12 protein-coding genes are annotated in these 13,729 nt (G+C 58.3%); 6 read left to right on the forward strand and 6 right to left on the reverse strand.

Features of this window, described 5'->3' with window-relative positions; all coding sequences use genetic code 11:
• Positions 1-25: 25 nt before the first annotated feature.
• From B2590_RS02510 to B2590_RS02520, 3 genes are all read left to right on the forward strand, one after another.
• On the forward strand, positions 26-1,303 hold the full coding sequence (locus tag B2590_RS02510; protein WP_036203937.1) for an O-acetylhomoserine aminocarboxypropyltransferase/cysteine synthase family protein: 1,278 nt from the start codon (positions 26-28) through the stop codon (positions 1,301-1,303).
• Between the two features lie 140 nt (positions 1,304-1,443).
• Complete coding sequence (gene lipA, locus B2590_RS02515; protein WP_036203934.1) at positions 1,444-2,490, forward strand: lipoyl synthase; 1,047 nt, start codon at positions 1,444-1,446, stop codon at positions 2,488-2,490.
• Positions 2,491-2,594: 104 nt separating this feature from the next.
• Positions 2,595-5,081, forward strand: coding sequence for an efflux RND transporter permease subunit (locus tag B2590_RS02520; protein ID WP_091644379.1), 2,487 nt, complete (start codon positions 2,595-2,597; stop codon positions 5,079-5,081).
• Between the two features lie 167 nt (positions 5,082-5,248).
• On the opposite strand, the gene B2590_RS02525 is transcribed toward B2590_RS02520, so the two are convergent.
• Positions 5,249-5,689: a Spy/CpxP family protein refolding chaperone gene (locus B2590_RS02525; RefSeq protein WP_036203929.1), complete on the reverse strand. Its 441-nt coding sequence runs from the start codon at positions 5,687-5,689 to the stop codon at positions 5,249-5,251.
• Between the two features lie 220 nt (positions 5,690-5,909).
• Between B2590_RS02525 and ylqF the strand changes: the two genes are divergently transcribed.
• Complete coding sequence (gene ylqF / locus B2590_RS02530; protein ID WP_041333456.1) at positions 5,910-6,797, forward strand: ribosome biogenesis GTPase YlqF; 888 nt, start codon at positions 5,910-5,912, stop codon at positions 6,795-6,797.
• Here ylqF and B2590_RS02535 read toward each other — a convergent pair.
• On the reverse strand, positions 6,770-7,591 hold the full coding sequence (locus B2590_RS02535) for a helix-turn-helix domain-containing protein (RefSeq protein ID WP_286810577.1): 822 nt from the start codon (positions 7,589-7,591) through the stop codon (positions 6,770-6,772). The genes ylqF and B2590_RS02535 overlap by 28 nt on opposite strands.
• Positions 7,592-7,631: 40 nt before the next feature.
• Positions 7,632-8,156: a DUF962 domain-containing protein gene (locus B2590_RS02540; RefSeq protein WP_075194952.1), complete on the reverse strand. Its 525-nt coding sequence runs from the start codon at positions 8,154-8,156 to the stop codon at positions 7,632-7,634.
• A 218-nt stretch (positions 8,157-8,374) separates the two neighbouring features.
• Here B2590_RS02540 and fabB point away from each other — a divergent pair, with 218 nt between their 5' ends.
• Entirely contained in the window at positions 8,375-9,583 is a 1,209-nt protein-coding gene (gene fabB, locus B2590_RS02545) for a beta-ketoacyl-ACP synthase I (protein ID WP_286810576.1), read from the forward strand.
• A gap of 13 nt (positions 9,584-9,596) precedes the next feature.
• Here the strand turns inward: fabB and B2590_RS02550 are convergent, their stop codons facing one another.
• Entirely contained in the window at positions 9,597-10,475 is an 879-nt protein-coding gene (locus tag B2590_RS02550; RefSeq protein WP_286810575.1) for a sugar nucleotide-binding protein, read from the reverse strand.
• A 253-nt stretch (positions 10,476-10,728) separates the two neighbouring features.
• Here B2590_RS02550 and B2590_RS02555 point away from each other — a divergent pair, with 253 nt between their 5' ends.
• Entirely contained in the window at positions 10,729-11,088 is a 360-nt protein-coding gene (locus tag B2590_RS02555) for a hypothetical protein (RefSeq protein ID WP_286810574.1), read from the forward strand.
• 4 nt (positions 11,089-11,092) lie between these two features.
• On the opposite strand, the gene alr is transcribed toward B2590_RS02555, so the two are convergent.
• Both alr and dnaB read right to left on the reverse strand, forming a co-directional pair.
• A complete protein-coding gene (alr, locus tag B2590_RS02560; RefSeq protein WP_286810573.1) occupies positions 11,093-12,193 on the reverse strand; it encodes an alanine racemase in 1,101 nt (366 codons plus the stop codon).
• Positions 12,193-13,590: a replicative DNA helicase gene (dnaB, locus tag B2590_RS02565; protein WP_199448260.1), complete on the reverse strand. Its 1,398-nt coding sequence runs from the start codon at positions 13,588-13,590 to the stop codon at positions 12,193-12,195. The genes alr and dnaB overlap by 1 nt, the downstream gene beginning before the upstream one ends.
• Positions 13,591-13,729: the final 139 nt, after the last annotated feature.

A 13,729-nucleotide genomic window follows, 5' to 3' on the forward strand; every position in this document is an offset into this window, starting at 1 on the left:
CGCTTGATAAAAGGGATGCTCAACCATGAAACCGGAAACTCTCGCCCTTCACGCTGGCTTCAACGGCGATCCGACAACCAACGCCGCGACCACGCCCATCTACCAGACCACCTCCTACACGTTCGACGACACCCAACACGGTGCGGACCTGTTTGACCTGAAGGTACAGGGCAACATCTACACGCGCATCATGAACCCCACCAACGCCGTACTGGAGGAACGTATGGCGCAGCTTGAAGGTGGTGTGGGTGCGCTCGCAGTAGCCTCGGGCATGGCGGCCATCCTTTACTCGCTCCAGACCATCTGCAAAGTGGGGAATAACATTGTCAGCACCGGCCAGCTCTATGGCGGCACCTACAATCTGTTCGCCCACTCACTGCCGAACCAGGGCATCAACTGCCGCATGGTACGACACGATGATTTTGACGCGGTGGAGAAAGCCATTGATGACAATACCCGCGCCCTGTTCTGCGAATCCATTGGCAACCCGGCCGGTAATGTGGTTGATATCCAGCGCTGGGCGGACATTGCCCACAAACACGGCATTCCGCTGATCGTCGACAACACCGTGGCAACGCCTTTCCTGTGCCGGCCCTTCGAACACGGTGCAGACATCGTGGTGCACTCGCTGACCAAATACATCGGCGGCCACGGCACCACCGTAGCGGGTGTGGTGGTCGACTCCGGGAAGTTCGACTGGGCCGCCAACAAGGCGAAGTTCCCCATGCTCAACGAGCCGGACCCGTCCTACCACGGCGTGGTCTATACCGAAGCCCTTGGCGCAGCGGCTTTCATCGGGCGCTGCCGCGTGGTTCCCCTGCGCAATACCGGCGCCGCTCTGGCTCCGTTCAATGCCTTTTTGATCATGCAGGGCCTTGAAACACTCGGCCTGCGCATGGAAAGACACTGTGAAAACGCCGAAAAAGTGGCCAATTTCCTGCAAAACCATCCGTCGGTGGAATGGGTAAACTATGCCACCCTGGACGACAGCCCCTACAAAGCCACCTGCGACAAAATCTGCGGCGGCCGTGCGTCAGGCATTCTCAGTTTCGGCATCACCGGCGGGCTTGAGAATGGCGCGAAATTCATCGATGCCCTGCAACTGATCTACCGCCTGGTCAACATTGGTGATGCCAAATCCCTGGCCTGTCACCCCGCCACAACGACACACCGGCAGCTCAATCCGGAGGAACTGGCAAGTGCGGGCGTCAGTGAGGATCTGGTGCGCCTGTCCATTGGCATCGAACACGTGGATGACATCATTGCCGATATCAGCCAGGCGCTGGACAAAGCAACCGCCTGATGTGATTGCCGGGTACGACGAAAGTCGTGCCCGGAACCCCCGTGATTGTCCGTACCTGCCTTGTATCCTCCGCCGGCGCAGATTACCCTTTAGGGTCAGCCAAGCCTTTTATCCGCCGCCGAGAAGAGAGTCCCCCAGTAATGAGCGACAGTGCCAAATCACGCGTCACCAGTGGTTCAAAGTTCCGCAACGAACATGGATTCTCAGCGATCAAGGATGGCATCAAGCGCTCGGGCTCGGGCATCATCGACACCAAAACCCAGCGTAAACCGTCCTGGCTGCGTGCACGCATGCCCGGTGGCGAGCGCTATGAAGCGGTGCGCAAGAACGTCAGCGAACACCGGCTGAGCACGGTCTGCCAGGAATCCCATTGCCCGAACATCGGCGAATGCTGGGCCAACGGTACCGCCACCATTATGGTGATGGGCTCCGTGTGCACCCGCGCCTGCCGCTTCTGCGCCGTTGATACCGGCAACCCCAAAGGCTGGCTGGACCATGAGGAACCGGAAAATACCGCGAAGTCCGTTGAACTCATGGGCCTGCGCTATATCGTACTAACCTCCGTAGACCGGGACGATCTGGACGACGGCGGCGCCGCTCACTACGCAGCCTGCGTGTCCGCCATCAAGCAGCGCACTCCCCATGTCGCAGTGGAAGCCCTGACACCGGACTTTGACGCCGTCATGGCGCACGTTGAGAAGGTCGTGGACTCCGGCCTGGACGTTTTCGCACAGAACGTGGAAACCGTGAAGCGCCTGACCACCCGCGTGCGGGACCCCCGCGCCGGCTACGAGAAAACCCTCAGCGTACTGGCGCACGCCAAGCAATACCGTCCGGACGTGCTCACCAAGACCAGCCTGATGCTGGGCCTCGGTGAAACCGAAGAGGAAATCCTCGAAACCATGGACGACCTGCGGGCTATCGGCGTCGACATACTGACCCTGGGCCAGTATCTGCGCCCCACTCAGAACCACCTGCCGGTAGAACATTACGTAACCCCGGACGACTTTAATCGCTACCGCGAGATTGGCCTGGAAAAAGGTTTCATGGAAGTGCCGTCAGGCCCCATGGTGCGTTCCAGCTACCGTGCCGATCGTGTGTTCGAAAAGAATAACCTGGGCCTTGCGGTGCCAGACGTACCTGCTTCCTCCAACGCACAGCAGATTCCGGTCAAAGCGGTAGACTGAACCACTGATCAATTCCCTGGAATAGGCCTCAAACAGGGGCACCGTCGACGGACAGTTTGTGGCACACTCTGCACTCGCTTTCACTGTGTAGGGTAATTCTTACGATGTCCTGGCTTCGATCTTTCTATGACCGGCTGATTTTCCCCCGTCCTGTTCTGGTACTTCTGCTGTTTGGTGCCCTGCTGTTGATAGCCAGCCTGCGGCTGGACCAGTTCCGCCTGGATGCCTCGGCCGAGTCGCTGGTTCTTGAAGATGATCGCTCCCTGGAGCAGTACCGGGAAGTGAACCGCCGCTTCACTACCTCCGACGATTTTCTCGTTGTTACCTATACGCCCGACCAGGAATTGTTCAGCAACGAGGGCCTGGCGTTGCTGGCGTCATTGCGAGATGAGCTCGCAGCCCTGGAGAATGTCAGCTCCACCAACAGCATTCTCAACGTCCCCCTGCTCCACAGCCCAGACCTGACCCTGGACACCGTTAACTCAGAGATCAAGACCATTGACGAGGACGACGTTACTCCGGACACCGCCAAAAAAGCGCTGCTCAACAATCCACTGTACCCCAACCTGCTGATCAGTGAAGACGCGCGCACCACTGCGATACAGGTGAATCTGCCCACTCCCGAGCGCTATTTTGAACTGCTCCGGGAGCGCAACGAGCTGCGGGATAAAGTGCAGAGCGGCCAAGCCTCGGCAGAAGAACAGCAAAGACTGGAAACCGTCAGCCAGGCATTCATCGAGTTCACCGAGGCCCAGGGCGAGGAAAGGGACCGCACCATCAAACGGGTCAGGGGCATCCTCGACAGCTACCGTGACCGCGCCGAGATCTACCTGGGCGGCGTACCCATGATCGTTGCCGACATGATCCGTTTCATCCAGAACGACCTGTCCACCTTCGGTGTTGGTGTGCTGATCTTCCTGCTGTTGACCCTGGCAATCATTTTCCGCCAGTGGCGCTGGGTGCTGGTACCACTGTTGTGCTGCAGCTTTACGGTGTGGCTGGTGATTGGTTACCTGAGCTGGGCGCAATGGCCAGTCACGGTGATCTCATCCAATTTCGTGTCGTTGCTGCTGATCATGACCCTGTCGCTGACCATCCACCTGATCGTTCGCTATCGGGAGTTCCAGCACGACGACCCTGAAGCCGAATCACGGGATACGCTGCGGCACACCTTGCTGGCGATGATCAAACCCTGCTTCTACATGGCCATCACCACCATTGTTGCTTTCGGCTCGCTTACCTTCAGCGGTATCCGCCCGGTGATCGATTTTGGCTGGATGATGACCATCGGCCTGACCGTGGCCTTCCTCATCACATTTATCATCTTCCCGGCCCTGCTGGCACTGCTGCCACCGCCGGTGGACGACCGGGTTCGCTCCAACCGAATTCCCTTTACCGATTGGTTTGCGCGGTTTACCGAGCACTACGGCAAAACCGTACTAGTCGGCTCCGCCATCCTCGCGGTGCTCTGCGTCATCGGCCTGAACCGCCTGACGGTGGAAAACAGCTTCATCGACTACTTCAAGTCCAGCACCGAAATCCACCAGGGCATGATCACCATTGATGACCGTCTGGGAGGCACGACCCCTCTGGATGTGGTAATCACAGACGAGAAACCACCCGAAAGCGAAGCCGGCGGCGACCCCTTTGCCAGTGATTGCGATCCGTTTGTGGAGGACTGCGAGGGTGCCGAGGAATACCGGGACACCTGGTTCACCTATCAGAAGATGGACCGCCTGGGTAAGGTTCACGACTACCTGGACAGCCTGCCAGAGACCGGCAAGGTCATGTCCATCGACACCACCCTGGACATCCTTGCCCAGGTTAACGGTGGCGAGCCCCTGAATGCCCTGGAACTGGCGTTCGTACCCTCGGCGGTGCCGGACGATCTGAAGGACATTCTTCTGACCCCCTACATCAGCGAAGAACACGACCAGGCCCGCTTCAGCATCCGCATCCTGGAGACCTCCCCGGACCTGCGCCGGCAGGCATTGCTGGACCGCATACGCACTCACCTCACTGAAGAAATGGGCTTTGAGGACGATCAGGTGAAGCTCACGGGCATGACGGTGATGTACAACAACATGCTGCAAAGCCTGTTCGATTCCCAGATCAAGACCATCGGCATTGTGTTCCTAGCCATCATGGTGATGTTCCTGATCCTGTTCCGGTCGATAAAGCTGGCGCTGATCGGCATGGCCCCGAACCTGATCGCGGCGGGTTCGGTGCTGGGTCTGATGGGCTGGCTGGGCATTCCGCTGGATATGATGACGATCACGGTGGCGGCCATCACGGTGGGGATCGCAGTGGACGATACCATTCACTACATCCACCGTTTCAAGACGGAATTCGAGAAAGACGGCGACTACCTCGCCACCATGCACCGCTGCCACCGCAGTATCGGGCAGGCGATGTTCTTTACCTCGCTGACGATTATCACCGGGTTTTCGATCCTGGTGCTGTCGAATTTCATCCCGACCATCTACTTCGGGTTGTTTACGGGCTTTGCCATGTTTATGGCTCTGGTGGGGGCGCTTACGTTGTTGCCTCGGCTTATTGTGCTGGTTAAGCCGTTCGGGGCTGAATTGTGAGTAACACTCTCCTAGCCTTCACAATTTGGTGATTGTCGCACCGATGTAGGCCCGCCCCGCCGCGACCTGACTCCCAACCAGCAGGCTACCGTCACAAAAAAAACCGCCCAAGCCAGAGGCAAAGGCGGTTTTTTCGGGCTCCGGGGGTTAACCCGGAAAACAGATGTTTACTGCATACCCTGCTGCATCTGACGCTGCTGTTGCATCTGCTGCTGCATTTGCTGCATGCGCTTGTTCAACTCGTCACGCTGCTCCTGAGTGAACACAGCATCCACCTTGGCCTGCATCAGAGTAGACATTGCTGTCATCTCGCCAGTTACATCACCCAGCTTCTCGGCGTTGTCACGAATCGCGTCTTCGTCGTAATCCGGCTTGATCTGAGCCTGGATCTGCTGCTGCAGTTGCTGGGCTTCGCCCTGAAGCTCCTGAATCTCAGCCTGCATCTCTTCAATGATGCCGCGAATTTCTTTCTGCTGGTCTTCACTCAAGCCAACCATCTGAGCCAGCTGATCAACCTGGTCCGGCTGCCCGCCAGATTGCTGCGCCATCGCCGGAGAAGACAGCCCGATAGCAATCAGGGCAATTCCGAACAGTTTCACGAGCTTCATAGAAATCTCCACTAATCGATTATTTAAGTCGCTTTGGGTTTTCGAGCCCTACACCCTAAATCAAAACAACCGGGTATTTCACCCCGAACCCCCTTCTTTTTGTACATACTTCACACCCTCACATGCCTCAGCTCCCACCATGGGCGGGTTGAGAGAAATGTGAAAATTTAGTCATTCCCGTCCATAATGGCGCCGTTCAGCCACTTCAGGAGTATCAACCATGGCCATTAACTGGTTTCCAGGGCACATGCACAAGGCCCGCAAGGAAATCAAAAAGGTAATGCCCCAGATGGATCTCATTATCGAGGTCGTGGACGCGCGCCTGCCGTTCAGCAGTGAAAATCCGCTGGTCCCTGCCCTGCGCGGCGATACGCCCGTCATCAAGGTGCTTAACAAGCGAGATTTGGCTGACCCGGCCATTACCGAACAATGGCTCGGCTGGTTGGAAAAGGAACGTGGCGTTCGGGCCATCACCATGACCCACAACCAGCGCGCGGAAGCCCTCGACATCCTGCGACTGGCCGGTGAAATGACGCCGGATCATGATCGCCAGAAGCGGGCGTTGCGGGTGATGATTCTCGGTATCCCCAATGTCGGCAAGTCCACATTGATCAACACCATGGCGGGCCGGCCGGCAGCAAAGACCGGGAATGAGCCCGCAGTAACCCGGGCGCAGCAGGCCATCAAGCTGCCAGACAACGTCCTGCTCTATGACACACCGGGGTTTCTCTGGCCCAAGCTTTCTCCGGAGGCCTGCGGATACCGTCTGGCCATTAGTGGCGCCATTCGCAGTGCGGTGATTGAGTTTGAGGACGTGGCGTTATTCGAGGCGGATTATCTGCTGGACGCGTATCCCGAACTGGCAATGGCACGCTACGGCTTCGAAGAAAGACCTCGGGACGGCCTGGCACTGATGGACGGCATCGCGGAAAAACGTCGATTTCTGGGGAGAGGCGGGGTTCCGGACCTGCACAAGGTGTCGGAAATACTGCTCAACGAATTCCGCTCCGGGAAGCTCGGGCGAATTTCGCTGGAGACGCCCGCCATGGTGGAGCAGGAAGCCCGGGAAGAAGCTGAACGTCAACGCGAGAAGTCAGACAAAGCCTGATCATCGAGACCACAACGGCATACGTTGAACCATCCCGCTGCTACATAGGCGGACGGCAACGCGTCGAACATATCACGTGCCGTGCGAACCAGATGGGGCTGATCGTAGAATCCGGCCTCCGTCGCCAACCGGGAGACGGATATACCCGGCTCCCAGAACGCCAATGCCCGGTTGATCTTCAGGTGCAGAAGAAAACGTCGCAGCGGCACGCCCGTTTCCTGGCGAAACAGATGCGTCAGCCGTGACGAGGACAGCCCGACACCTTGAGCCAGAGAGTTCAGTTCCAGGCGTTCCGGCAGTTCTGCCCTCAGCTTCCCGCAAATGGCCGCTATACGGTCGTCCAGCGCAACGGGCGCGTGCCCGCTCCGGGAGATTACTTTTGCCAGCGCGCCGGCCATGGCCTCGCAGCCTGTCTCCCCGGGGTCAGGCAGATCCACACCGGTCAACGAAAGATCCGTGGAGGCCATGCCTGCCGTAACAGATTTCAGGGACCGCCAGTAAACGCTGTCGGGGTCGAGCTGGACGCTCCAGATTCTGGCCTCCCCAGGCTCCAGTGCTTGGGGAACGTCAGGGGCGACGATGGCGGCGCGGGTTTCCCGCCATTCACCGTCCACAGCCAGCCGAAAGGGACGGTCGAGCCCCACCAGCAAAGAAGCGCTTATGTGGCGGTGGGAGCGGTTGGGCATCAATTGCCCGAGTACCTGCCAGTGATCCTGCCACAAAAACACGGTGCCCTTGTGGCTCTGATCGCTGGTTGGTGTTTTGAAGGGCGGTGCCTGCATGGTGTCACTCAACTCTGCATTTCCCTGCAAGCATACCTCAAGCAGCCTTGTTTCAGTGACTCTGAGGCTGGCGCCCACCGTTATGGCCACCTTGGGCATGAGGTACCGGTATGCCCAGCTTCGCCGCAAGCTCGATGCTAACGAAGATCGGCCCGATCAGCAGGAACACAAGGTCTTCCACGAACGACGGCTTCTTGCCTTCAATTTTATGGCCGACCACCTGGACCGCCCAGGCAACGATCCAGACCACAAGACTGGTCCAGAACAGGGACAGACCACTGGCCAGCACACTCTGTATGGCCCACAAAGACAGTACAAACCAGCCCGCCATCAATACGAACACCCAAAGCGACAAGCGCAGATAGACGATACCCGACAAGCCCGCGAGAATCGTGGCGCCGTTGACCCAATAGGCCCCAGAGCCAGAAAGGCCAAGCCAACTGCCTACCGGTATCAGCCAGAACAATCCCAGTGTTGATATCAGGATTGCCGGAACGCAGGCAATATGGACCCACTGGTTGACGGTGTTCTGATGGCTGTCGCCGTAGTCATGCAGAAATTGAGACAGTGAACGCACGGTGAATCTCCCTCGGGTTATTGTTGATAAACGCCATCTTACCAACGTCCATGTTCGCCGCCTTGTACGTAACGGCTATGCCGGCTCGCCTGGCCTCTTCTTGCACCTTACCAAGGTCAAATATCGCCGCAGCGCCAAAGCGCCTAGACTGATGGTTATAGTCAGAGACAGAGGGGACCGGCCCGGTTCGCGGTGCAGGCCCTGCTAAGGAGGAAAGTATGAGACGGGTTGTAGTTACCGGAATGGGCATTGTTTCCTGCCTCGGCAACTCCACGGATGCGGTGCTGGAAAGCCTCAAGGCCGGCAAATCGGGCATCCGGTTCAATGAAACCTATCGTGACATGGGCTTCCGCAGCCAGGTGGCAGGTTCTGTTGATGTGGATACGTCGGTCATCGACCGTAAAACCCGACGCTTCATGGGCCAGTCGGCGATGTACAGCTACCTCGCCATGGAGCAGGCCATTGCGTCCTCACGATTGACAGACGATCTGGTCTCCAATGACCGTACCGGCTTGATTGCCGGCTCCGGCGGCGCGTCCAGCGCCAGCCAGGTGGAGGCCGTCGACATCATGCGTGAAAAAGGTGTCAAACGCATCGGGCCCTACATGGTGCCACGGATCATGACCAGTACCGTCTCGGCCTGCCTGGCCACCGCGTTCAAAATTCGCGGTGTGAACTACTCCATGTCGTCCGCCTGCGCCACCAGCGCCCACTGTATTGGCCACGCTGCGGAGCAGATCCAGTCTGGCAAGCAGGACATTGTATTCGCTGGCGGTGGCGAGGAAGAGGACTGGAGCCTGACCATGCTGTTCGACGCCATGGGCGCCTTGTCCACCAAGTATAACGATGCCCCGGAAACCGCATCCAGGCCCTTCGACGCCGGCCGTGATGGATTCGTTATCGCAGGCGGTGGCGGCATGGTGGTAATGGAAGAGCTTGAGCATGCCCTCAAGCGCGGTGCCCCCATTATTGCAGAGCTGACCGGTTATGGCGCAACGTCCGACGGACACGACATGGTCGCCCCCTCTGGCGAGGGCGCCATGCGTTGCATGCAACAGGCGCTGTCCACGGTTGAAACACCGGTGGACTACATCAATGCGCATGGCACCAGCACGCCGGTAGGCGATGTGGCGGAAATGAAGGCAGTACGAAATGTCTTCGGTGACAAAGTACCGCAGATTTCGTCCACAAAGTCCCTATCCGGCCACTCTTTGGGGGCATCGGGTGTTCATGAAGCGATCTATTCCCTGATCATGCTGCAGAATGGATTTATTGCCGGCACTAAAAACCTGACAAACCTGGATGACACCATTGCCGGAATGCCGGTCGTGGGGCCTGATTCCAAAGCGGCGCCACTGAATACAGTGATGTCCAACAGCTTCGGGTTCGGCGGCACCAATGCATCGCTGATATTCGGAAAAGTCTGATTCCCTGACGACCCTAGCTTATGGGTTCGTCAGTGAGTTCCTTGCCGCCGTTCAGCGACAGCAGTTCCAGCTCCTCGGCCAACCCCGAACGCCACGGGAGCTGCTTGACGCCAAAGGTGTTACGGATCTTGGTGCAGATCATGGTGGCGTTCGCGGGCTCAAGGGTTGCCCATGCGGGCGTTTCATCCACCACCCGGATACCATCGGGAATGCCGCTCAAACCGGTGATTGCAAGCCCCAACTCGTAGAGTGTGATGTCTTCCGCGCCGGCGTACTGATAGGTGCCCCACACCTCCGCGCCACAGTCTATCTGCTGGACAATCGCGGTCATCACCCGGGCAAGATCACTGACAGTCACAGGTTGCCCACGGCATTTGCCGGGTAACTTGATGGTGTCGGACCCTGCGGCAACGGACTGCACCTTGCGGATAAAGCGACCCAGGCTCCAGCCCGTCCTCAGCAGGATATGCCGAGGTAACAGCGTTCTCAGCGCCTGCTCGCATTCCCATTGCCAGTTACCCAGCTCGTTACAGGGCTGACCGGGATTGGAGGCAATGTAGGCGCTCTGCTTTCGGCCGTCGAACACATAGGAAGACGACAACTGCAGCAACGCGATATTGCGCTCACAGGCATGCTCGGCCAGCGCCACGGGCAACGAAAACGACGCCTTGTGGGCCAATTCGGGGTTCCTCTCCGCACTTTCAGGGTCCGCCAGCCAAAGCGCATTCACGATCAAGTCGGTGTCGTCGGGAATCCAGCCTTCCAGCGCCGAAAGGTCCGCGGTTTCAAGCTCGCTGATCAGCAGCGGGCTGACGTGGAGCGAGGTGTCCCTCAGACGCTCCAGCAATACCCGCCCTAATGGGCCATAATCATGAACAACAAGAACGTGCACGAGCGCTCACCGCCTCCAATGTCTTTCTTCGCAACGGGTGACAGTACCGTTGCCGTTTAATCTGTATGCAGTTGTTTGTATACCTTAAACACACTGTAATCGTTCCCACAGTCTGTTGGAACGTATACACGGGATATCACTGATATGACGGACACCCGATAACGTTCGAGCCAATGGCACGCGAAGTACACCCCATAGAATACGTGTCGAAGTACTGAGCAGACCTGACGAGCATACAACAACAGGATCACACATGCTGAAACAACAAAGCCATATCGTTGCACCCATACCGGATGAGCTCCGGACCCGCGCACTTTACACCGTCAATGAGCTGCGGGAGCGGGGAAAGGCAGATAAGGAAGCCATCGACAAACTGTTCGAACTGATTGTCGAGATGACCGACAACGGTCTGGATTTCTTTTTCCTGGAACCCCTGCGCCGACTCAACGCCAGCAGCATGCTGATGGGTATGGCCAGAATGGGCATCAGCAGCATGCTCAAAGGCAGCAAGATGGTTGTCCACAAAGTCCTTAAGAAACTGGACGACCGCAGCCTGGCCGCGATTCTCGACTTCATCGAGGAAATCATCCACGAGCCGGAACCCGCTTCCTGATCACCTACCCTGCTGCAGCGTTTCCCGAATTTTCGTACAGCCTGGGCACCCGGGCTGTAATACCCGTTAGCAGTTCGTAGCCAATGGTACCGGCGTGTTGCGCCACTTCATCCACACTGACATGCCGGCCCCAGAGCTCCACAGAGTCGCCAGGACAGGCGTTTGGGGCACCCGTCAGGTCCACGGCCAGCATGTCCATGGACACCCTGCCAATCAGGCGTATGCGGTTACCGCCGACCCACGCCGGAGTGCCCGTACCGGCATGGCGAGGATAGCCATCACCATAGCCAATGGCCACAATCCCCATTCGTGTTTCCCGGGTCGCGGTCCAGCTGTAGCCATAGCCCACGGACTCTCCCGGCTTTAGCGTTCGCACTGCGGTCAAAGGGGCTTCCAGTGTCATCACCGCTTCCAGACCCAGCTCTGGGCCGGTCTTGCCCAAGGTCGGGGAGGCGCCATAAAGCATGATGCCGGGGCGGGTCCAGTCAAACGACGGCTGGGCGGGGAGAAAGTGGGCGGCAGAATTTGACGCGCTTTTCTCAAGTTTTGGCCAGTCCACCACTGCTTCACTGAATATCCGCGTCTGCTGGTCAGTGCCATCGCTGGAGATATCGTCCGCGCAGGCAAAGTGCGTTACGAAACCCGCCACCTTCTCCGCCGCAGCAATGGTACCCAGTCGTGCCATAACATCGGCCAACACGCCCGGCGCGAAACCAAGCCGATTCATGCCGGTATTCACTTTCACCCAGACCGTCGGCGTCTCACCAGCCTGCGCCAACCAGTCCAACTGATAACGACTGTGGACCACCACTTCAAAACCTTCGCGAACACACGTCGCGACATCCTCGGCACTGTGCATGCCCTGCAACAACACCACAGGATGGTCAACACCGGCCTCCCGGATCGCCAGGGCCTCTTCCAGACAGGCAACAGCAAACTTGGGTGCGTCGCTCGCCAGGGCCCGTGCGACTTCACGGATACCATGGCCATAGCCATCGGCCTTGATAACAGCCATTGCGCGGGCCGGGCTGGCCAGCCGGCAGGCGAGGCGATAGTTGTGGCGGAGGGCACGGGCATCAATACGGGCAACGGTCTTCCGTGGCATTAATAATCCCCTCCGTAATCGCCGTGGGCCAGATCCTCGAACTTGGTGTACTTGCCGATGAAGGCCAGTCGCACGGTGCCAATGGGGCCGTTACGTTGCTTACCGATGATGATTTCGGCAATGCCCTTGTCGGAGGTGTCTTCGTTGTAGACCTCATCCCGATAGACAAACATGATCACGTCCGCGTCCTGCTCGATGGCGCCGGATTCCCGCAAGTCAGAGTTTACCGGGCGCTTGTTCGGCCGCTGCTCCAGGCTCCGGTTCAGCTGCGAAAGCGCCACGACCGGGCAACTGAGCTCCTTGGCGATCCCTTTCAGGGAACGGGAGATCTCGGAAATCTCAGCGGTCCGGCCCTCGGTGTTACCGGGCACCCGCATCAACTGGAGGTAATCCACCATGATCAGACCAAGCTTGCCTTCGTTCTCCCGGGCAATACGGCGAGCCCGGGAACGCATTTCGGTTGGGCTCAGACCAGGCGTGTCGTCGATATAGAGCGGTTTGTCTTTCAGCAGACTCACCGCGGACGTCAGCCTGGGCCAATCGTCCTCTTCAAGCTTACCGCTACGAATCCGGCTCTGATCAATTCGCCCCAGGGACGACAGCATACGCATGACCAGCGCATCCGCCGGCATTTCCATGCTGAACACCAGAATCGGCGCGCCGGTGCTTATCAAGGCGTTCTCGACGATGTTCATGGCAAAGGTGGTCTTACCCATGGACGGTCGCCCCGCCACGATCAACAGATCCGAGGGCTGCATTCCCGACGTCCACTCATCCAGGTCCTTGAAGCCCGTTGTCAGACCCGTTGTAGTCTCGCCGGACTCGAACAGCTCCTCAATGCGACTGAGGGCCTTGGTGAGAATCGGGTTGATGGCCTGGGGACCGGAACCTTCCTTGACCCGCGATTCGGCGATCTGGAAGACGTTGCGCTCGGCTTCGTCCAGGATCTCGTTGCTGTTCCGGCCCTGGGGGTTAAACGCCGAATCGGATATCTGCCCGGACACCTGCACCAGTTGTCGCAGGATAGAGCGCTCCCGCACAATCTCGGCATAAGCGCGGATATTGGCGGCACCGGGGGTTTTCTCGGCCAGTTCTGCCAGATAGGAAAGCCCACCCGCGTCTTCGATATCACCGGCACGCTCCAGGAATTCAGTCAGTGTGACAACATCGAGCGGTTCGCTCTCGCCCGCCAGTCGCTCGGCAGCACCAAAAATGAGGCGGTGATCCTGACGGTAAAAGTCGCCAGCGGAAATGATCTCCGAGATCTCATCAAATCGGCGATTGTCCAGCATCAGGCCACCAAGCACCGCCTGTTCGGCCTCCACGGAATGAGGTGGAACCTTGATTCGGCTGGTCTCAGGGTCGCTGTTTACCGGTTTGAAATTCGGGTTGGCCATGGAAACGTCTTCGTCTAGGCATCACATCCGTGACAGTTTACGGGGATTGTCGATGCGATGGGAGAGCTACGGAAAACACAAATCATACACCAGAAAGCAACAGGCCCGGAATCCACCTGAATGGATTCCGGGCCTGTAT

Source organism: Marinobacter sp. UBA3604, from assembly GCF_002375325.1.
Classification (GTDB): Bacteria; Pseudomonadota; Gammaproteobacteria; order Pseudomonadales; family Oleiphilaceae; genus Marinobacter; species Marinobacter salarius.